A 21,579-nucleotide genomic window follows, 5' to 3' on the forward strand; every position below is an offset into this window, starting at 1 on the left:
TGCCCATGCCCGCCGCTAAACTGTTAAGCGAACTCCAGTCCCTGGGCGTCGAACTCTGGCCCCAGGACGGTCAATTGAAATTCCGCGCGCCCCAGGGGCTGCTGGATGCCGAGCGCCTGGCGCAACTGCGCGAACACAAGCAGCAGATCCTGCAATTACTGCAAGTTCAGGAGCGGCCATTGGTGGTGGCTGACCCGGCCCAGCGGCACGCGCCCTTCCCGCTGACCGATGTACAGAATGCCTATTTGCTGGGCCGCCAAGCCTCCTTCGGCTACGGCAATGTCGCCTGCCATGGCTACCTCGAACTGAGCTGGCCGACACTCGACCCGCAGCAGGTGGAACAGGCCTGGAACCAACTGATCGCGCGCCACGACATGCTCCGCGCCGTGATCGCCAGTGAAGGCTCACAGCGCGTACTCGCCGAGGTCGGCCACTACAAGGTGGCCGTCGCCGACCTGCGCGGCGCCACCCGTGACCAGCTGCAACAAGGCGTGCAACAGATCCGCCAGGCCATGGAGCAGAAGCTTTACCCCACCGAGCAATGGCCGCTGTTTGAACTGCGCCTGAGCCGCAGCGACAGCGGCGATACCCTGCACTTTTCCATGGACTCACTGATCGCCGATTGGGCCAGCGCGCAGTTGCTGTTCAATGAGCTGGAACACTTGCTCCACGCCCCGCACACCGAGTTGCCGCCTCTGGCGATCACCTTCCGTGACTACCTGCTGGCCGAACGCGGATTGCTCGAGGGCAGCCGCTACCAACGCGACCGCGACTACTGGCTGGCACGGGTCGACGAGCTGCCCGCCGCCCCTCAACTGCCCGTGCCCTTGAGCGGCGAAGACACCCAGGTGCCGCGCTTTGAACGGCACTCGGCCCAGCTCGACCCACCGCAATGGGCCGCGCTGAAAACCGCCGCCAGCACACGCGGCCTGACGCCCTCCATCGTCGTGCTCGGCGCCTATGTCGGTGTGCTGCAACGCTGGAGCCAGCAACCGGCCTTCAGCCTCAACCTGACGCTGCTCAACCGTCTGCCGCTGCACCCGCAGGTGGACCAACTGGTGGGTGACTTCACCTCGGTCAGCCTGCTGCACGTCACTGACCCACAAGGCCAGGACTTCACCTCCCAGGCCAAGCAATTGGGCAGCCAGCTGTTCAGCGACCTGGAGCATCGGTTGTTTTCCGGTATTCAGGTAATGCGTGAAATCGGCCGCCGACGCGGGCGTGAAGCCGCCGCCATGCCGGTGGTGTTCACCAGCGCCATCGGCCTGGCACTGGAGCCCTCCGGGGCGAGCCAGCGCCAGGTCGGCCATGGCATCACCCAAACCCCGCAAGTGACCCTCGACTGCCAGGTAATGGATGACCCGCACGGTTTGCATATCCATTGGGACGTGCGCCAAGGCGTGTTCCCCGAGGGCTTGGTCGAAGACATGCAGCGCGCCTTCCTGGCCGAGCTGCATTTGCTCGCCCACGACCCGGCGGCATGGGACCAGCCGATGCAGGTGCCGTTGCCCGCCTGGCAGCAACGTGAACGCCTGGCGGCGAATGCCACCGCCGCGCCGCTGCCCACCGGCCGCTTGCACGACCACCTGCTGGCCATGGCCTGGGAGCGCCCGCAAGCCCTGGCGGTGATCGACGCCCACGCCTGCCTGACCTACGCCGCCCTGGCCGAGCGTGCCCTGGCGGTGGCCTCGGCCCTGCGCGCGGCGGGTTGCCGTGCCCAGGAACCGGTGGCAATCCTGTTGCCCAAGGGTCTTGATCAAGTGGTGGCGGCCTACGGTGTATTGCTCGCCGGCGCCGCCTACCTGCCACTCGACAGCCATGCGCCGGCGGTGCGCCGCGACCGCGTGCTGCACAGCGCCAAGGTGCGGCATGTGCTGGGCCAGTCCCAAGCCCTGCCGCACACGCCACTGCCGGATGGGTTGCAATGGCACGCCGTGGACCAACTGGCGCCCGCCTCGCCCGACTTCCAGGCCCTGGACGGCAGCGCCGATGACCTCGCCTATGTGATCTACACCTCCGGTTCCACGGGCGAGCCCAAAGGCGTGATGATCAGCCATCGCGCAGCCCTCAACACCGTGCAAGACATCAACCGGCGTTTTGCGCTCACGGCCGACGATCGCGTATTAGGCCTGGCGCAGCTCAGTTTCGATTTGTCGGTGTACGACCTGTTCGGCCCGCTCGCCGTCGGCGCCACACTGGTATTGCCCGACCCGGCGCGTGGCGCCGACCCGTCGCACTGGGCCGAACTGATACAGCGCCATCAAGTCAGCGTGTGGAACTCAGTCCCCGCGCAACTGCACATGCTTGCCCATTACCTGCACGCCGAGCCACGCCCGCTGCACAGCTTGCGCCTGGCGTTGTTGTCGGGTGACTGGATCCCGCTGAACCTGCCGCCACAGCTCAAGGCGCTGTTGCCCGACCTGGCCCTGGTGGCGCTCGGCGGCGCCACCGAAGCCTCGATCTGGTCCAACCTGCACCCCATCGGCACGATCGACCCGGCGTGGCGCAGCATTCCCTATGGCCTGCCCCTGGCCAACCAGGGCTTTCGCGTGCTCGACAGCCAATGGCGCGATGCACCGACCTGGGTGCCGGGCGACCTGTACATTACCGGTGTCGGCCTGGCCCAGGGTTACCTCGGCGACCCGGCGCTCAGCCAGGCGCGGTTCTTTGCCCATCCGCATGACGGCCAGCGGCTGTACCGCACCGGCGACCGTGGCCGCTACCTGCCCGGCGGCGAGCTGGAGTTTCTGGGCCGTGAAGACGGCCAGGTCAAGATCCGTGGGCACCGCGTGGAGCTGGGCGAAATCGAAGCCGCGCTGCTCGACACGCCGGGCGTGGACAGTGCCGTGAGCCTGCTCAGCGGTGACCTGCTGGCTTTCGTCACCGCCGCCCCCGTCGCGCCGGAGCCCTTGCCCGGCGCGCCGTTGCTGACGGCGGTCAACCGTTACGCCGACAGCCAGGTCGGCAGCTTTGACGCCCAACAGGTACGCGATTACCAGGCCGACCTCAGCGCCGCTGCGCTCAGTTCGATGCTCGACGTGATGCGCAAGGCCAAGCTGTTCAGCACTGAATTAGCCGAGCCGGATGCCGCCACTGTCCTGCAAGCCTTGCAGGTTGAACCGCGCCACCATTGGCTGGTGCGTCGCTGGTTGGGTGCCTTGTGCGACGCCGGCTTGCTGACGCACCAGCACGGCCGTTATCGCCTGCTGCACAACGCTCCCGACCCGGCGCTGGCCTGGGGCCGGGTGGAGCAAGCCGTGGCCGCGGGGCTGTGCAGCCAGGCCCTGTTCGACTACCAACTCAACCACGTGTGGCAATTGCCGCAACTGCTGCGTGGCGAGGTCAACCCCTTCGACCTGCTGTTCCCCCAGGGCCAGCAGGACCTGGCCTTGCAGCTCTACGGCAGGGACGCCGTAGCACGCTACAACAACCACAGCATCGCTGCGCTGATTAACCGCCTGGCCACCCACCATAATGGTGAGGGCCCGCTGCGCATCCTCGAAATCGGCGCGGGCACCGGTGCCACCAGCGCACCGGTGATCAGCCTGCTCGATGGGTTGGAAGTCGACTACCTGTTCACCGACATGACCGCGTTTTTCCTGCCGGCGGCCAAGCAGCGCTTCTCCGACCACGCCTGGGTGCGCTACGGCGTGCTGGACATTGACCAGGACATCCGGCCCCAAGGCCTGGCCAGCAACAGCGTCGATATTGTGCTGTGCGCAGGCATGCTCAACAGCGTCAAGGACATCGACACCGCCCTGAGCCAGATCAGCGAATTGCTCAGCCCCGGCGGCTGGCTGGTGTTCAGCGAACCCACCGGTGAGTGGCCGCCGATTCTGTTGACCCAGGGTTTCATGATGATGCCCAGCCACGGCGACCACGACCACGGCCGCAGCGGCTTGCGCAGCGCCGACACCTGGCGGGCGCGGATCAAGGCGTTTGGCGCTGAAAGCCTGCCGCCCCTGCCGCCTGCCGATCACCCACTGGCCGCCCTGGGCATGCAGGTGTTTGCCGCACGCTTCAAGGCCGGCTTGCAACGCCTGAGTGTCGACAACCTGCGCCGCGCCCTGGCGCAGCGCCTGCCGGACTACATGCTGCCGGCGCACCTGCAAGTGCTGGACCGTTTGCCGCTGACCGCCAATGGCAAGGTCGACCGCAAAACCCTCGCTGGCTGGCGCCCTGCCGCCGATGCCCAGGCCGCCAGCGAGCAACACGCGCCCAGCGACCCGTTGACTGCCGAACTTTGCCGGGTATGGGCCGAGGCCCTGGGCTTGGCGCAGATCGGCGTCGATGACAGCTTCTACGAAAAAGGCGCCGACTCACTGATCCTTGCGCGCGTCGCCGGGCTGTTGCGTGAGCAACTGCCCCAGGCCCAGCGTTTGAGTTACGACACGCTGCTGCGCCAGATGCTCAACGAGCCGAATGTCGCCGCCCTGGCGCGCTTGCTTAACCACGGCGAAACCGCGCAGACCACCGCTGCCACTCCCGGTGAGGCGCAGCGCTCATCCACCAGCAATGCGCTGGTGGTGCCGTTCGGCGGTGGTGAAGTCGGCCCCGTACGGGTGATGTTCCACGCGGCCCTCGGCACCCTCGACTACTTCCAGCACCTGGGCCGCTCACTGGCGGCGCAGCAGGCCGGGCCGGTAATCGGCTTCGCGGTGGCCGACACCGCACAGTACCTGGCGCTGGAACCCAAGCGCCTGATCGAAAGCGTGGCCCAGGACTACGCCGAACGCTTGATCGCCGACGGCCATCAACGCTTCCAATTGATCGGCTATTGCCTCGGCGGGTTGCTCGCCACAGAAGTCGCCCGGCGCTTGCTCGAGCGCGGCATGGAGGTGGTGGACCTGAGCCTGATCGACAGCATCCCGATGTTTATCGACACCGACGAAGAGCTGGCCTACGAGGCGATCTTCGTGCCTAACCTGAACCTGGACCCGGTGAAAACCGTGTTCGGCGCGCACATCGAAGACTACGACGTGTACCGCGCCATCGACCTGCTGATGGCCCGTGACAACCGCCGTGTACCCGCCGGCGCCATGGCTGCCCTCAGCGGCGATCCGGGGCTGGAAGCCTTGGCGCTGGCCGTGCAGCAGCAGACGGCGCGCAGCCAGGAGGAACGCCTGGCCGAGTACGCGCGCCTGGCGTCGGGCCAGGCCGGGGTGCCTATCGGCCCCGAACTGGTGCCGACGTTGTTCCGGGTGTGTCGCCACAGCATGCGCGCCGCCCGGTTCGACCCACCGCCGTTCCTCGGCAACATGACCTACCTGCGTTGCCTGGAGCAGCAATCGTTCGGCATCACCGGCGGTGTCGGCCACCTGGCGGCGCCGTTCTGGGAAGACGCGTGCCTGGGCAAGTTCGACTTGATCGACGTGCCGGGCAACCACTTCAGCGTGATCGAACCACCCCACGTGCACACCGTCACCGCGCACCTGCTTGAGGCCCTACGGAAAAACTCATGACCACCGCCCTGGATACCCTTAAACGCCCGGTCAACCGCTTGATTCGCCTCGGCGTGTTGTTTGCCGCCGTCGGCGCGCTGGTCAACCTGGTGCCCTTTATCGGCCTCACCGAACTGGGCCGCCTGCTGCTCGCCGGCAACGCCCACAGCCACACCTTGTGGCTGTGGGCCGCGCTGGTGGTGAGCGCCCTGAGCCTGGGCTGGATGGCCAGCGGCGCCGCCTTGTGGCTCACCCACCTGGCTGACCATCGCCTGCAATCGAATTTGCGTGAAGCCATGGTGCGCAAACTGGGGCGCGTGCCACTGGGCTGGTACACCGACACCACCTCGGGTGCGGTGCGCAAAGTGGTGCAGGACGACCTCGAAGACCTGCATCACCTGATCGCCCACCATGCGGTGGAACTTACCGCCGCCATCGTCACGCCCCTCGCCGGGCTGGTGTGGCTGGCCACATTGAACTGGCGCCTGGCGCTGCTGGCGGTGCTGACCCTGCCGATTTACGCCGTGGCCTACAGCCTGATGATGCGCGGCTTCGGCGCCAAGATGCAGTTGCTGGACAAGAGCATGACCCGCGTGAGCGCGGCGATTGTCGAGTTTGTGCATGGCATTGCCGTAGTCAAGGCATTCGGGCAAGTGGGCCAGGCCCATCGCAGCTATCAGCAGGCCGTCAACCAGTTCAGCCAGCAGTACGCCGGGTGGGTGCGGCCGCTGCTGCGCCTGGAGGCGTTTTCGTCGATGGCCTTGAGTGTGCCGGTGATCCTGCTGGTGAGCCTGGGCGTTGGCAGTTGGTTACTGGCCGAGGGTTGGATCACGCCCTTGGAATTGTTCGCCGAGACCCTGGTGGCCGTGGTGATTCCGCAGTCGTTGCTGGTGATCAACCAGAGCCTCACCGCACAACGTACCGCCTTGGCGGCCGCCGCTCGTATCGAGGCGCTGCTTGACGTCGAGGAACTGCCCACGCCCAAGGTGTGCGTGCAGCCCCAAGGCAGTGATATCCGCTTTGAACAGGTATGCTTCGGCTACGACGCCGAGCACCTGATCCTCGATGGCGTCGACCTGTATTGCCCGGCCGGCAGCGTCACCGCGTTGGTCGGTGCTTCCGGCGCAGGTAAATCGACCCTGGCCAAACTGGTGCCGCGCTTTCACGACGTGAAGGCGGGCCGCATCTGTGTGGGCGGTGCCGATGTGCGCGAGATCGACCCGCGCCAGCTATACCAGCAGGTCGGCTTTGTGTTGCAGGACGCCCAACTGGTGCATGGCACTGTCGCCGCCAACCTGCGTTTGGGCCGCCCCGAGGCCAGTGATGCGGACGTCGAAGCGGCAGCACGCGCCGCGCAGATCCACGCGCGTATCCAGGCACTGCCGCGTGGCTATGCGTCGGTAATTGGCGAGGACGCGATGTTCTCCGGCGGCGAAGCGCAACGCCTGTCCATCGCCTGCACGTTGCTGGCCGACACGCCGGTGCTGATCCTCGATGAAGCCACCTCCCACGCCGACCCCGAATCCGAAGCGTTGATCCAGGACGCCCTGTCCGCCCTGGCCCGAGGCCGTACGGTGCTGGTGATTGCACACCGCCTGGCGAGCATCAGCGGCGCCGACCAGATCGTCGTACTCGACCAGGGCCGCGTACTCGAAAGCGGCAATCACACACAACTGCTGCAGGCCAACGGCGCCTATGCCCGGCTGTGGAGCGCCAGTACCGAGACCACCACCCCCGACCTGGAGATGTCCCTGTGATCCGCAGCCTTGTCACCCTGCTGGGCCCGGCGCACGCCGCGCGCCTGTACCGATACCTCGCGTGGCTGGTCACCAGTGCCGTGCTGCAAGGCCTGGCCGTGGCCTTGCTGGTGCCGATTCTGCAGGCGCTGTTCGCCGGCGACTTGCACCGGGCCATGACCTGGCTTGGCGCGCTGGCTGCGATGGTATTACTGACCTGCATCGCTCACTACCAACAGGCCATGCAGGGTTTCGCCCTGGCACTGCTGGTGCTCACCACCTTGCATGACCGCCTCGGCCAGCACCTGGTCAGCCTGCCCTTGGGCTGGTTCAACTCGGAAAAGGTCGGGCGCCTGTCGCGCAGCGCCACCAGCGGCACCTTGATGGTTACCGGGCTGTTTGCGCATTACCTCGGCCCGGTGGTGTCCGGCGTGGTGGTGCCCGCCACGGTCGCGCTGACGCTGTTCGTGTTCGACTGGCGCCTGGGCCTCACGGCTGTGCTGTGCGCGCCGCTGATCTACTTCACCCATCACTGGTCGGCCAACGCTATCGGCGCCAATGACGCGCGCGTCGAGGCCGCCGCCACACTGGCGGGCAACCGCGTGGTCGAGTTCGCCCGCTACCAGCAGGTACTGCGCGCCTTTGGTCGCACCCAGGACGGCTACGCCCCGTTGCAGGCCGCCAACCTGGCGCAGAAACACGCGGGCGGCTCTATGCTGGCGCAAACCTTCCCCAAGTTGCTGGCCGGTGGTTTGACCGTGCAGCTGGCGTTCGCGCTGCTGGTGGGCGTGGGCATTGCCCTGGCTGCCCACGGCGAGATCGACGCGATCCAGTTGGTCGCCCTGCTCGCCCTGGCGGCACGTTTTGTCGGGCCGCTGGCGGAAGCCGCCGCACGCAGCGGCTTGTTGCGCATGGCCGGCAACGACCTCGACCAGTTGGTGAGCATCCTGCGCGAGCCACCGTTGCCGGAACCCGCCGTTAGCCAACCGTTATCGGCGCCGGGCAGCCTCGCCTTTGAACACGTGAGCTTCGCCTACGCCAGCGGGCCGACGGTACTGCGCGACGTGTCGTTCAAGGCGCCGGCCCATTCGATGACCGCGATTGTCGGCGCATCGGGCTCGGGCAAAACCACAGTGACGCGCCTGCTGATGCGTTTTTTCGATGCCAGCGAAGGGCGTGTCAAGGTCGGCGGCGTGGATGTGCGCGAGCTGTCGAATGCGGCGCTGATGGCGCAGCTGTCGCTGGTGATGCAGGACGTGTACCTGTTCGACGACAGCCTGCAAGCCAACATCCGCGTGGGCAGCCCGGACGCCAGTGAGCGTGAGGTGGCCGAAGCGGCGCGCCTGGCCGGTGTCGATGAAATTGTCGCGCGCCTGCCCCAAGGCTGGAACACGCCCGTGGGCGAAGGCGGCGCGGCGTTGTCCGGGGGCGAACGCCAGCGCGTGTCGCTGGCCAGGGCCTTGCTCAAGCGTGCGCCCATCGTGCTGCTGGATGAAGCCACCGCCGCGCTCGACCCACAGAACGAAGCCTTTGTGCAGGCCGCGATTCACCGCCTGATGCAAAGCTCCACCGTGCTGGTGATCGCCCATCGCTTGCCCACCATCATGGCTGCCGACCAGATCCTGGTGCTGGATGAAGGCCGTCTCGTGGAGTCGGGCACCCACACCGAGCTGCTCGCCCGCCAGGGCCGCTACGCCGGGTTCTGGCATGACCGCCAGCGTGCCGGTGGCTGGCGCTTGAACGCGCAGGTGCAAGCATGCTGATCGCGGTGTTGGGCGCCAGTGGCGACGTCGGCCTGGCCAGCGCCCAGGCACTTTTGAGCCTGGGCATGGACACGCTGCGCCTGGGTGGGCGTGACCCGAATAACGGCGCACGTTGCCTGGCCTTGCTGCAACAGCAATGGCCGCAGGCGCGCTTGCAGTGGGCACCGGTGGACGTCACCGACGCCGCCGCCCTGGCCGCGTTCGTGCGGGGTTGCGACGTACTGCTCAACTGCGCCGGGCCTGCCTGGCGCTTGAAAGACCTGGCGGCCCAAGCCGCCTTAAGCGCCGACACCCATTACGTCGATGCCGCTGGCGACCGTCGCCTCGACCCGACGCAATGGCGCGGCCGTTGTGCGGTGCTTGGCGCCGGCCTGCAACCGGGCCTCACTGGCCTGCTGCCGCGCTGGCTGGCCGCGCATGCCTTTACCCAGGTGCACGAACTGACCAGCTATTTCGGCCTGCGCGACCAATTTACCGGCGTGGCCGCCGACGACTTCCTGCAAGGCGCAATGGACGGCAGCAGCGAGCCCCTTGCGGCCTGGCGCAATGGCCGTTGCAGCAAGGCGCTGCGCCGACGCCGGGAGGTGCTGTTGCCGTGTTTTCCGGGCCAGGTCCACCTGCTGCCCTACCTGAATCTGGAAGGCGAAGCTCTGGCCATGGATCTGCAGCTGGAGCGCGGGCAATGGTTCAACGTGATCACCTACGGCCACGTGCTCAAAGCCCTCGACCAGGCCCACGCCCTGCCCCGCGCCGAAGCGGTACAGCGGCTCTGCGCCGCCAGCCTGCTGGACCTCAGCGGCCAGGCGCCCTTCGTGACACTGCTGCTGCAACTCGACGGCCTGCACCAAGGCCAGCCCCGAACCCGCAGCCTGGTGGTCAGCGGCGCCGGCAATGCGGCACTCACCGGCGCGATGGCGGCGGCCACGGTGGCCAGCGTGGTGGAAGGCGAGATCCGCGCCGGTTGCCATGACGCCGCCCAGGTACTGCCGCCAGCCGCCAGCCTTGAACGCCTGCAACGCACCGGAGCGATCCGCGCACTGAACCTGCTGCATCACCCACTCGAGCACTTGCTCGTTGCCCAAGAAGGTTGCCTATGAATACCGCCCTGAAGGCACTGGAACATTTGAGCCTGGGCGTGATGGCCCAATTGCTGCTGCACACCGGCGCCATGCCCTTGCAGGCCGCGCGCAACGCCGCGCAGGTCAATCAGGCACTGGGCACGGCGCCGCGTCATGCCTGGATCGTGCGGCGCTGGCTGGCGGCACTGGCGCGCGCCGGGGTGGTGAGCGACGACAACGCAACCTTCGCCTGGCAAGCCACGCCACCACAAGCCCCACTGGAGGATCTGCCGCCGCTCTACGCTGCTCTGGGTTTCCCGGCCAGCATGGCGCGCCTGCATACCCAGGTCATCGAATGCCTGCCGGAATTGCTGCGCGACCACATCAACCTCACGCACTTGCTGGTGTTGGGTGGCGATCCGGTCAGCGTGCTCGGTGCCTACCAGCACAACCACTTCACCACAGCGATCAACCGGGCCTTGGCAGGCCGTGCACGCGAGGTGGTGGCCGGCGGCGATGGGCTGCACGTGCTGGAGCTGGGCGGCGGCGCCGGTTGCACCACGCGCGCGGTGCTTGAAGCCCTGCACGCGCGGGAAAAGACCTACCGCTTTACCGACATCAGCGCCCTGTTTACCGGCGCAGCGCACCGTCAGTTTCGCCTGGAGCCGGGCATGCAGTGTGCGCAGCTCGACCTGGACCGGGCGTTCAGCGCCCAAGGCATCGAACCTGGCAGCCTCGACCTGGTGGTGGCCGGCAACGTGCTGCACAACGCCCGCAATGTGCCCTACAGCCTCGGGCAAATCCGCGCCAGCCTGCGCGACGGCGGCACCTTGCTGTTCAGTGAATCCATCGCCGACAACCCGGCAATGCTGACCTTCATGCACTTGCTGTTGTCGCCGCCTGCCTCAGCGCCCGAGCGCAGCACCGATGAAGCCTTCATGTCGCCCGAGAATTGGCGCCTGGCCTTGCAGGCGCAGGGGTTGCAGCTGCTCGAGGTCTGGCCTGCGGCGAGCGACCCGCTGGCCGCTGCCGGCCAACGCTTGTTCCACGCCACAGGAGTGGCCGTATGAACGTCGACACCCTGTTGATCGACCTGCCCGCCGCACCAGCGCCATGGCAATTGCCGGCGTTCACCGACCTCGGTGCCCAGCAGTTGGCCCCCGCGCGCCTGCTGGCCGTACTCGAACGCCAGCGCCCCGCCGTGGTGCTGATGAGCAGCGAGCAGTTGGCGCGTCTGCTGGATTTCCCTGGGCTGGGCTTGAGTGACCTCAGCCGCCTGCAACAGCTGCTGTTGGTCAGCGCCGAGCCTGGCGACTGGCAGTTGGTGGAGCGCGCAGCCGCCCAACTGAACTGCAGCGTTCAGGGCTTTACCCAGGTTGAGGGCCAATGGCGCGACCTCGCCAGCATCAAGCTTGACCAGCAACGCTGGCGCGAGCGCGCCCTCGCTCATCCACAGGTGACTGCCGTGGCGCTGCATGGGCGCACGTTATTTGCCGTGCCGCAGCCGTGTGACACCACACCGGTCGACGACCATCTGGACGCAACCGAAGCCGCACTCAACCAAGCCTTTTGCCCCGAGCAACTGGCCGAAGCCGTGCGCCTCAATCAGCAACTGGGGCATGCCGCCCTGTTGTCGATGCTCAACGGACTGGCACAGTGCGGCCTGTTACCCGTGCCGCTCAAGCATCTCGCCCACAGCCTGGCCAATGCCGGTATTGCGCCCGGCCATCGGCCCTTGATCACGCGCTGGCTGGAGGTGTTGCAAGCCCAAGGCTTGCTGCGCCGTGACGCTGACCGCTTGCAACCCACCCTTGACGCCAGCGCGTGGAGCGACGCAGCACTGGAAGCCCTATGGGATTCATTGAGCCTGGCATGGGCGCGCAACACGGGAGGCAGCGCCACCCTTGATTACGCCCGCGACAATGCCCGCCTGCTGCCGGCCCTGATGCGCGGTGAGTGTGCAGCCGTGCATGTGCTGTTTCCCGAGGGGCGCACCGAACGCGCGGCGGCGTTGTACCGCGAAAGCCTGGCGGCGCAGTACCAGCACCGCGCCGTGGCCGACTGGATTGGCGCCTGGGCGGCACGCCAGGCCACGGATGCACCGCTGCGCGTGCTTGAGGTGGGCGCCGGCACAGGCTCCACCACCCAGGCGGTGTTGCCGGCGCTCAAGCCTTTCGCAGTGGACTACTTGTGTACCGACGTCTCGCGTTATTTCAGCGCACAGGCCGCCGAGCGCCTGCACGCCTGGCCCTGGGTGCGCCACGGCGTGTTCGACATCGATTTGCCGGGCTTGCCACAGGGTTATCAAAGCCAACGCTGGGACTTGATTGTGGCCGGCGGCGTGCTCAATGCCGCCCGCGACACCGAGCGCTCCCTGGCCAACCTGCTCGCCTTGCTTAAACCGGGTGGCTGGCTGGTCTTCAGCGAGCCGACCCGCGAAGAGTTCTGGGTGATGGCCTCCCAGGCTTTCATGCTTAACCAGGCCAGCGACGAACGCCAACTGAGCAGCGCCACCTTCCTGGACCTTGACCAGTGGCAAGCCGCGCTGACCCGCGCCGGGTTCCAGGGCAACCGCAGCCTGCCGGTTGCCGACCACCCGCTGGCGAGCCTGGGCCACCGCGTGTTTGTCGCCCAGGTACCCACAGGGCGCCTGAGCCGTGCGGCATTGGCGGCCCACCTGGAACACCCCGACCTGCAGCTTGAACTGCTCGACCGGTTGCCCGACCCGCTGACTGCCAAGGACTTGCCATGACCCCGCTGGCCTACCCTTTCAACGCCTTCACCGACCTGGAACTGGCCGAACCGTATCGCCATGCCCAACAGGCGCCGGGGCTGCTGCGCATTCAAATGCCCATCGGCGCGCCCGCCTGGCTCGCCACGCGTTACGACGATGTGCGGCTGGTGCTCGGTGATCGGCGTTTCAGTCGCAGTGAAGCGTTTCGCCGCGACGACGCGCCGCGCGCCTTCCCGCGCCTGGCCGGTGGCATCGTGATGATGGACCCGCCACAACTCACGCGAATTCGCTCGCGCGCCGCCCAGGCCTTTACCCGCCGTCGCGTGGAAGCCCTGCGCCCGCATGCACGTGAATACGCCCACCAGTTGATCGACCGCATGCTCGCCGCCGGGCCACCGGCCGACCTGGTCAATGACTATGCATTGCCGCTGCCCCTGGCATTGATCTGCGAACTGCTCGGCGTGCCGCTGCAAGACCGCGAGCGCTTCAAGCTGTGGAACGACTCGCTGCTCTCCACCCGCGCCGAAGACGCCGCCCTGACCCAGCGTCACTTGGGCGAGCTGGCCGCGTATATCAAGGGTTTGGTCGCCGAGCGCCGCCGCGAACCACGCGACGATTTCATGACCGCGCTGACCGCAGCCGATGACCAGGGCGAGTACCTGAGCGAAGAACAACTGTTGCTGTTGTGCATTGCGATTCTGGTGGCCGGCTACGAGGGCAGCGCCTCGCAGATCCCCAACTTCATCCAGGTGCTGCTCGACAACCCTGCGCAGTGGCAACAGCTCAAGGCGCACCCCGAACAGGTGCCGCAGGCGGTGGAAGAACTGCTGCGCTATATCCCGCTGGCGTCGGCGGCGATGTTCGTGCACTACGCGCTGGAAGATATTCAGGTCGGCGACACCCTGGTGCGCCAGGGCGAGGCGGTATTCGCCTCGATTGGTGCCGCCAACCACGACCCGGCGCGGTTTGCCCAGCCGCAGACCCTCGACCTGCAACGCGATGCCAGTGGGCATTTCGGCTTCGGCCATGGCTTGCATCACTGCATCGGCTCGGCCCTGGCGCGCGTGGAGTTGCAAGAGGCGTTGCAGGCGCTGGTGGAGCGCCTGTCGGGGCTGGAACGCTGTGGCGAGGTGCAGTGGAAGACCGCGACGTTCTTTCGCGGCGCCCACTGCCTGCCGGTGACCTGGTCATGAGCCGCGCCCCGACGCGCAAGCGCGTGATCGTCGCCGGCACCGCGTTTGGCCGCATCTACCTGCAAGCTTTGGCGCGCGCGGCTGATCGTTATGAACTGGTGGGCATCCTGGCGCGCGGCAATGCCTACTCCCAGGCCTGCGCCGATCACTATGGCGTGCCGTTGTACGCGGCGGTCGAGCAGGTGCCCGATAACGTCGATATCGCCTGCGTGGTGGTGCGCTCGGGCGCCACCGGTGGCGCGGGCAGCGAGTTGGCCCAGCAGCTGTTGCGCCGTGGCATTCACGTGCTGCAGGAACACCCCGTACACCACCGCGAAATCGCCGCGTGCATGCAGGCAGCACGTCAGGGCAACAGCGCCTATGCGGTGAATACCCTGTACCCGAATATCCTCGCGATCCGGCGCTTCCTGGCGGTGGCCGCCTACCTGCGTGAGCAACAGGGGCTGGCGTATATCGAGGCCACCTGCAACAGCCAGGTCGCCTACCCGCTGCTGGACATCCTCGGGCGCCTGGCCGGCGGCTTGCGGCCGTGGGCGTTTGCGGCGCCGGCCGCCAACCTTGGCGCGCAACCGTTCACGCGACTCAGCGCCAGCTTCAATGGCGTGCCCATCAGCCTGCGCGTGCAAAACCAGGTACACCCACGCGACCCGGACAACCACTCGTTTTTACTGCATCGCCTTGAAGTCGGCTGCGAAGCCGGCGTGTTGAGCCTGTGCGACACCCATGGCCCGGTGCTCTGGAACCCGCGCCTGCACGCGCCCCGCGACAGCAGCGACCGACTGATCATGGCCGGCTCCGGCAGTGAACGGCTGGCCACACCAACCATGGTGGTGCTCGACCCGCAGATACCCGGGAGCTATCACCAAGTGTTCAACCAGGTCTGGCCCGATGCGGTGAGTGTCGCCCTGGATGCCTTGTGCCGCGACATCGAGGAACCAGCGAGGCGCCTGCACAGCGGCGTATGGGCCACCGAAGTGTCGATGGCGTGGCGTGAGATGAACAGCCTGATCGGCATGCCCGAGTTGATCGAACCGCCGATTCCGCGTGCCTTGTCGCTTAAAGCCCTGCACGCCTGCGCCGACGCCGTACAACCGCCGGGCGGGGATGACACCGCCCAATTGCTGGGAGCCTTGCCGTTTTGAATACTGTCCAACCGACATCCAGTTGCAGCCATGTGCTGCTGTGGGTGCGCGACCTGCACCAGGCGGTGGCGAACTTTCGCGCTGCCGGTTTCGAGGTCACCTACGCCACTGCCGAAGCCCGCGCCCAGCACGCGCATATCTGGTTCAGCCACGGGCCGATCATCGAATTACTCACGACCCCGCGCCACGCCTGGCTGTTCAAGTGGCCCATCGACTGCCTGGCCGGCCGTGGCGCCGGGCGGCGCATGTTGCGCTGGGCCGCCCAGGGGGAAGGCTTTTGCGACCTGGCGCTGCTCTGCGACGACGCCACCCTGGCGCCGCGCCTCAAGGGCCTGGCGGCCTGTGGCGTGGCCATGGGCCGTGCGGTGAATTGGCGGCGCACTTGCGCGGACGGCAGCCATACACGCTTTCGCTTCGTCTACCCGCGCCATGACCGCCTGCCCTTTCTGGTCACGCCCTACACGCCTGCCCAGCACCCGGCCCAGCAGGTTCATCCCAACGGCGCCACGGGGTTGGCGGCGATTGTGCTGGGTGTAAACCCGGCCGATCAAACCGCCCTTAACCTGCTGGCCGGTGATGACCCACTTCTGCGCCTGCAACCGGCCACGCACACCGGCGTACAGGCGGTGCACATCACCGGCCTGGCGCACCCGCTGAACCTGCACGGCGCCCAGTTGCTGGGCGGCCCGACTGCACAAGGAGATCGCCATGCTTGATGGATGCACTGACTGGCCCGAGGACTTTATCCGTCGCTACCGCGAACACGGCTATTGGCAAGGCATACCGCTGGGTGAAGTGCTGCGCCAGCAGGCGCAACGCACACCCGACCGCGAAGCGCTGGTGGATGGCCAGCGGCGCTGGAGTTACGCCGAACTCGACCACCATGCCAACTGCCTGGCCGCCGGGCTCGCCGAGCGCGGGCTGGTCGCCGGCCAGCGCGTACTGGTGCAGTTGCCGAATATCGCCGAATTCTTCAGCCTGACCTTCGCGTTGCTGCGCCTGGGTGTCATCCCGGTGTTTGCGCTGCCGGCCCACCGTGAGTACGAACTGGCGCACCTGGCGCACTTGAGCGAGGCCGTGGCTTACGTGACGGTCGACCAGCACCTGGGCTTCGATTACCGGCCGCTGGCGCGCACCTTGCGCAAGCAAGTACCCAGCCTGCAACAGGTTTGGGTGGTGGGCGCTGCCGAAGAGTTCGTGGCGCTGGCGGACTGCAACGCCGCGCCTCGCGAACTGCCGGCGCCGGATTCGCGCGAAGTCGCCGTGCTGCTGTTGTCCGGCGGCACCACCGGCCTGCCCAAGTTGATCCCGCGCACCCACGACGACTACTTCTGCAATGCCCGCCTGGCGGCGCGCGCCTGCGGTTTTGATCGCCATACCCGTTACCTCGCGGCGCTGCCGGTGGCGCATAACTTCCCGCTGGCCTCGCCCGGCGCACTCGGCGTATTCAGCGTCGGCGCAACCCTGGTGCTCGCTCCGGAACCGAGTCCGGATACCGCTTTCGAGTTGATCGAGCGCGAACGCGTGACCCACACGGCCCTGATCCCGCCGCTGGTGATGCTGTGGCTGGAAGTGGCGCAATGGTCCGACAATGACTTGAGCAGCCTGCAATGGCTGCAAGTCGGTGGCGCGCGGCTCAAGGCCGAGATTGCTGCACGTATCCGCCCGACCTTGGGCTGCGGGCTGCAACAGGTGTACGGCATGGCGGAAGGTTTGCTGTGTTTTACCGCGCAGGATGATTCGCAGGCACATATCTTTGAATCCCAAGGCGTGCCGCTGACCGCCGCTGACGAGATCCGCATCGTCGACGCCGATGATGTGCCGGTGGCGCCCGGCGCCGTCGGTGAATTACTGGTGCGCGGCCCCTACACCATTCGCGGCTACTACAACGCCGCCGAACACAACCAGCGCGCATTTACCGCCGACGGTTTTTATCGCAGCGGCGACCTGGTGCGGCGCCTGCCCGAGGGGCATTTGATTGTCGAAGGGCGCAGCAAGGATGTGATCAACCGGGGCGGCGAAAAGATTCCGGTGGAAGAAATCGAGAACCTGTTGCTCGGCCATCCGCTGATCCGCGATGTGGCGCTGGTGGCGTTGCCGGATGAACTGTTGGGTGAGCGCAGTTGCGCCTGCGTGCTGGCCCAGGGTGAGCGTGTCGACCTGGGTTCGATCAACGCCTGGCTGCGCGAGCGCGGGCTGGCCGCCTACAAGTTGCCGGACCGCTTGCAGGTGCTGTCGGCGTTTCCGTTGACACGCCTGGGCAAAGTCAACCGCAAGGCCCTGGCCGAACAGGTACTGGCGCTATGAACGCGGCCCACTCTGCGTGGCTGCGTGTACTGCGTGAAGGCGAGCAACCGCGCGCCCGCCTGGTGTGCCTGCCCCATGCCGGCGGCAGTGCGAGCTTTTTTCGCCCGTGGCTGGCCCATCTGCCGGGGGATATCGACCTGCTGGCGGTGCAATACCCGGGGCGTGAAGAGCGCTTCAACGAAGCGGCTATCACCTGCCTGGACACACTGGCCAAGCACATCAGCCAGGCATTGCTGGCGCTGCCCGCCCAGCCCTTGCTGCTGTTCGGTCACAGCCTTGGCGCGGCGCTCGCCTATGCGGTTGGCGCGCGCTTGCAAAGCGTGGGTGCAGGCGCCGCCCACGTGTTTGTCTCCGCCCACCCGCCGCCGCACCGGCAACCGCCGAGTGCGCTGCACCGCGAGGATGACGCGACGCTGATCGCCGACATCCTGCGCCAGGACGCCGCGGCGGCGGGCCTGTGGGCCAACCCGCAGTTGCGTGCGCTGTTCCTGCCGACCTTGCGCAGCGACTACCAGGCCATCGAAACCTGGCGCCCCACACACCTCGAACGCCTGGCGGCGCCGATTGATGTGCTGCTGGGCAGCGATGACCGCGAGGTCAGCCTTGACCAGGCCTGCGCCTGGGCCGACCTGACCCACCACTGCCCGGATATCCGCGTGTTCCAGGGCGATCACTTTTACCTCAAGCAACAGCCGCGCGCGGTCATCGAGCAGTTGCTGCAACGCTACGCCTGCCCCAAGGAGGCCCTGCCATGCACAGCGCCATAAACGCCGCGCAGTTGCTGAAGGTGTTCCAGACAGCCCGGCAGCGCGCGCAGCAGTATCAGCGGCCGGTGGCCGCGGTCACAGCGTTTGCCACGCCCACACTCGACCCCTTTGCGCTGTATGAAACCCACCGGCAGGGTTTCTTCTGGTGTGCCCACTCACCGCACCTGATGCTGTTCGGACTCGGCAGTGCCTGGCAAATTGAGGTCACAGGCCCGCAGCGTATGGCCGAAGTCGACCGTCAATGGTCGGCACTGTGCGTCGATGCGGTGATCGACGGCCCCCATTCGCCCTTGCTGATGGGCGGGATGCGTTTCGATACGCAGCAGCCTGGCGCGCCACATTGGGCCGCGTTTGCCGACGCCAGTTTCCACCTTGCGCACTGGTTGGCCAGCGAGGACAGCCACGGTCGCTGGCTACGTTGCCAGCGCGTGGTCGGGCCCGACAGCGACCCACTCGCATTGGTGCAGGCCAGCCTTGCCGACTATGCACGGTTGCTCGACACTCCACGCTCAGCGGTCGCCACGCCCAGCGTGATCGAACGCACGGCGCTGCCGGCCGTGGAGTGGCAAGCCAAGGTCGACAACGCCCTGCATGCCATCGAGCACGACGACCTGAGCAAAGTGGTGCTCGCCCGCCATATCGAGTATAAGCTCGACAGTGCACTCGACAGCGGTGCAGTGATGCGCCGCCTGCTTGAGCGGCGCAGTCAATCGCATTTGTTCGCCCTGCACCGTGGCAGCGCGTGCTTTATGGGCGCCACACCGGAGCGGCTGCTCAGTTGCCAGGCCGGCCAATTGACCACCCATGCCCTGGCGGGCACTGCGCGTCGCGGGCGCAGCGCCGAAGAAGACCAGGCATTGGGTGACGGGTTAGCGGCAGCCGCCAAGGAGCAACATGAGCACCAGTTGGTGGTACACAGCATTGTTGAGGGGCTGGAAGGCCTGGTCAGCGAATTGCACGCGCAACCTCGGCCGCAGCTGCTGAAACTGCCGACCGTGCAACACTTGAGCACGCCGATCAGCGCCCGCCTTAAAGACGGCTGCAGCCTGCTGGATGGCGCCCAGGCGTTGCACCCTACCCCGGCCGTCGCAGGTTTGCCGAAAACCGCTGCCCTGCGTTTTATCCGTTGCCAGGAAGGCTTTGATCGAGGCTGGTACGCGGCACCCGTGGGCTGGCTGGACGCACAGGGCAATGGCGATTTCCTGGTTGCCCTGCGCTCAGCGTTGCTGACCGCGCACCATTGTCATGTGTTCGCCGGCTGCGGGATCGTGGCGGGTTCCTGCCCCGCCGATGAGTATGAGGAAACCCAGATCAAGCTGGCGAACATGGAGCAGGCGTTGTTTGCACCCTGAGCGGCCGCGCAAACCCGCGAGCGCCGGTCAGCCGCGACCGGCGCTCAAGCGCTCCCACAAAAAGCCGTAGACCAGCGCTTTCATGTACGCACTCTGGGCATTGTCCGCCGCGCCGCCGTGGCCACCTTCGATGTTTTCGTAGTACGTCACGTCCTGGCCGGCATCGATCATCCTGGCCGCAAGCTTGCGGGCATGGGCCGGGTGTACACGGTCATCGCGGGTCGAGGTGGTGAACAGCACCGGCGGGTAGGTCTTGGCCGGGTCGAACAGGTGGTAGGGTGAAAACGTCTGGATGTAGGCCCATTCTTCGGGCACGTCCGGGTTGCCGTACTCTTCCATCCATGAGGCGCCTGCCAGTAAATGGTGATAGCGCTGCATGTCGAGCAACGGCACCTGGACGACCACGGCCCCAAACAGCTCGGGGTATTGGGTGAGCATATTGCCGGTCAACAGGCCGCCGTTGCTGCCACCTTGCACGGCCAGGTGCCGCGGCGAGGTGATGTGGCGGCTGATCAGGTCTTGCGCCACGGCGGCAAAATCCTCATAGGCGCGCGAGCGATTGTGCTTGAGCGCCGCCTGATGCCAACGCGGGCCGTATTCGCCGCCGCCGCGAATATTCGCCACCGCGTAAACACCGCCTTTGGACAGCCAGGCGCGGCCCAACCCGCCGGAATACTCCGGGCACAGCGACACTTCAAAGCCGCCGTAACCGTAGAGCAAGGTCGGCGCGTTGGCGGTGTACGGCAAGCCCTGTTCGTGCACCAGGAAATACGGCACGCGGGTGCCATCCTTGGACACGGCAAAGTGCTGTTCAACCACATGCCGGCTCGCATCGAAGAACGCCGGCATGGCTTTGAGCACTTCGGGTTGGGCGCCAAGCTCAACCAGCGACAGCGTGACCGGCGTGAGGAAGCCGCGTGTGATCATCCACACAGCGTCGCTGTCATCGCTGTCGACGGCACTCACGTCCACGGTCGCCATCGCCGGTGCGCCGATAAATGCGCTGCGTGCCCAGCCGTGTGCGCCGGGCGTCAGCACGCTGAGGCGGTTTCTGACGTCCTCCAGCACGTTGAGCACCAAGTGGTTGCGGGTCCAGTCCATGCCTGCCAGCGAAGTAGTCTGCGATGGCTCGAACAGCACCTCGAAATCCCGCGCACCGGCCATGAACCGTGCAAAGTCGATGGCCAGCAACGCGCCGGCCGCATAGCCGTCACCCACCGTCCAATCATCCCGCAATTGCAGGAGCAACCAGTCTTTGTGCACCGACTTGTCAGCCGAGTTCGGCGCGTCGATTTTGCTCAGCGTGCCATCCTGGGCCCGCAGGTACAGTTCATTGTTGTAGAACGCCAGGGTGCGGCTGACAAAATCACGCTCATAGCCCGGCGTGCTGTCGTGCATCGCGGCGATGTACATATCGTCGTGCGCGCCTTCGTAGACAACGCTGGCAGCACTCAACGGCGTCCCGCGCAGCCATTGCTTGACGATGCGCGGGTACCCCGAGCGCGTCATGCTGCCAGCCCCGAAATCGGTAAACACATACACGTTGTCGTGGTCGATCCAACCCAGGCCTCCCTTGGATTCGGGCAACCCAAAGCCGTCCTCGACCCAGGCTTTTTCGACCAGGTCGAATTCGCGCGTGACACTCGCGTCCGCGCCGCCACGGGAGAGTGCGACCAAGGCACGTTGATAACCTGGGTACAAGCAATCGGCGCCATGCCAGACCCAATTCTCGTGTTCCAGGGCATTCAACGCGTCGATGTCCAGCACGGTTTCCCAGGCCGGTTGCGCCTTGCGATATTCCGCCAGCGTGGTGCGCCGCCACAGGCCGCGAGGGTGGGCGGCGTCGACCCAGAAGTTGTAATAGTGGGCGCCGATTTTTTCTACGTAGGGGATATTGCTGTCCGAATCGAGCACCGCCAGCAGGTCGGCCTGCAAGGCCTTGAAGGGTTCGGATTCGGCGAGCCGTGCGTGGGTCTTGAGGTTCTGCGCGCGCACCCAGTCCAGCGCTTGTGGGCTATCGACTTGTTCAAGCCAAAGGTAAGGATCGTCGCCCGTGGAAGGCGGTGTAGGTAGGTTTGGCATGGTC

General features: G+C 66.5%; 13 protein-coding genes. 12 read left to right on the forward strand and 1 reads right to left on the reverse strand.

The window, feature by feature from the left end; all coding sequences use genetic code 11:
- Positions 1–5: 5 nt before the first annotated feature.
- From FFI16_RS12405 to FFI16_RS12460, 12 genes are read left to right on the forward strand one after another with little or no spacing between them, the layout of a single operon-like run.
- Positions 6–5,462, forward strand: a complete 5,457-nt coding sequence (locus FFI16_RS12405; protein ID WP_138817591.1) for a non-ribosomal peptide synthetase — start codon at positions 6–8, stop codon at positions 5,460–5,462.
- Positions 5,459–7,198, forward strand: coding sequence for an ABC transporter ATP-binding protein (locus FFI16_RS12410; RefSeq protein ID WP_138817590.1), 1,740 nt, complete (start codon positions 5,459–5,461; stop codon positions 7,196–7,198). The genes FFI16_RS12405 and FFI16_RS12410 overlap by 4 nt, the downstream gene beginning before the upstream one ends.
- On the forward strand, positions 7,195–8,940 hold the full coding sequence (locus FFI16_RS12415; protein ID WP_138817589.1) for an ABC transporter ATP-binding protein: 1,746 nt from the start codon (positions 7,195–7,197) through the stop codon (positions 8,938–8,940). Before FFI16_RS12410 ends, FFI16_RS12415 begins: the two co-directional genes overlap by 4 nt.
- Positions 8,934–10,037: a saccharopine dehydrogenase NADP-binding domain-containing protein gene (locus tag FFI16_RS12420; RefSeq protein WP_138817588.1), complete on the forward strand. Its 1,104-nt coding sequence runs from the start codon at positions 8,934–8,936 to the stop codon at positions 10,035–10,037. Before FFI16_RS12415 ends, FFI16_RS12420 begins: the two co-directional genes overlap by 7 nt.
- Entirely contained in the window at positions 10,034–11,068 is a 1,035-nt protein-coding gene (locus FFI16_RS12425) for a class I SAM-dependent methyltransferase (protein ID WP_138817587.1), read from the forward strand. Before FFI16_RS12420 ends, FFI16_RS12425 begins: the two co-directional genes overlap by 4 nt.
- A complete protein-coding gene (locus tag FFI16_RS12430; protein ID WP_138817586.1) occupies positions 11,065–12,750 on the forward strand; it encodes a class I SAM-dependent methyltransferase in 1,686 nt (561 codons plus the stop codon). The genes FFI16_RS12425 and FFI16_RS12430 overlap by 4 nt, the downstream gene beginning before the upstream one ends.
- Positions 12,747–13,925 (forward strand): cytochrome P450, encoded by a 1,179-nt coding sequence (locus tag FFI16_RS12435; RefSeq protein WP_138817585.1) that lies wholly within the window; start codon positions 12,747–12,749, stop codon positions 13,923–13,925. The genes FFI16_RS12430 and FFI16_RS12435 overlap by 4 nt, the downstream gene beginning before the upstream one ends.
- A complete protein-coding gene (locus FFI16_RS12440; protein WP_138817584.1) occupies positions 13,922–15,067 on the forward strand; it encodes a Gfo/Idh/MocA family oxidoreductase in 1,146 nt (381 codons plus the stop codon). Before FFI16_RS12435 ends, FFI16_RS12440 begins: the two co-directional genes overlap by 4 nt.
- The gene (locus tag FFI16_RS12445; protein WP_138817583.1) at positions 15,064–15,783 is read left to right on the forward strand and encodes a VOC family protein; all 720 of its coding nucleotides are present in this window, start codon (positions 15,064–15,066) and stop codon (positions 15,781–15,783) included. Before FFI16_RS12440 ends, FFI16_RS12445 begins: the two co-directional genes overlap by 4 nt.
- A complete protein-coding gene (locus tag FFI16_RS12450) occupies positions 15,776–17,374 on the forward strand; it encodes a (2,3-dihydroxybenzoyl)adenylate synthase (RefSeq protein ID WP_138817582.1) in 1,599 nt (532 codons plus the stop codon). The genes FFI16_RS12445 and FFI16_RS12450 overlap by 8 nt, the downstream gene beginning before the upstream one ends.
- Positions 17,371–18,141 (forward strand): thioesterase II family protein, encoded by a 771-nt coding sequence (locus FFI16_RS12455; RefSeq protein WP_138817581.1) that lies wholly within the window; start codon positions 17,371–17,373, stop codon positions 18,139–18,141. The genes FFI16_RS12450 and FFI16_RS12455 overlap by 4 nt, the downstream gene beginning before the upstream one ends.
- A complete protein-coding gene (locus FFI16_RS12460) occupies positions 18,126–19,493 on the forward strand; it encodes an isochorismate synthase (RefSeq protein ID WP_256666250.1) in 1,368 nt (455 codons plus the stop codon). Before FFI16_RS12455 ends, FFI16_RS12460 begins: the two co-directional genes overlap by 16 nt.
- 27 nt (positions 19,494–19,520) lie before the next feature.
- Here the strand turns inward: FFI16_RS12460 and FFI16_RS12465 are convergent, their stop codons facing one another.
- Positions 19,521–21,575 (reverse strand): prolyl oligopeptidase family protein, encoded by a 2,055-nt coding sequence (locus FFI16_RS12465; protein WP_138817580.1) that lies wholly within the window; start codon positions 21,573–21,575, stop codon positions 19,521–19,523.
- Positions 21,576–21,579 lie beyond the last annotated feature (4 nt).

Source organism: Pseudomonas sp. KBS0710 (assembly GCF_005938045.2).
Lineage (GTDB): Bacteria > Pseudomonadota > Gammaproteobacteria > Pseudomonadales > Pseudomonadaceae > Aquipseudomonas.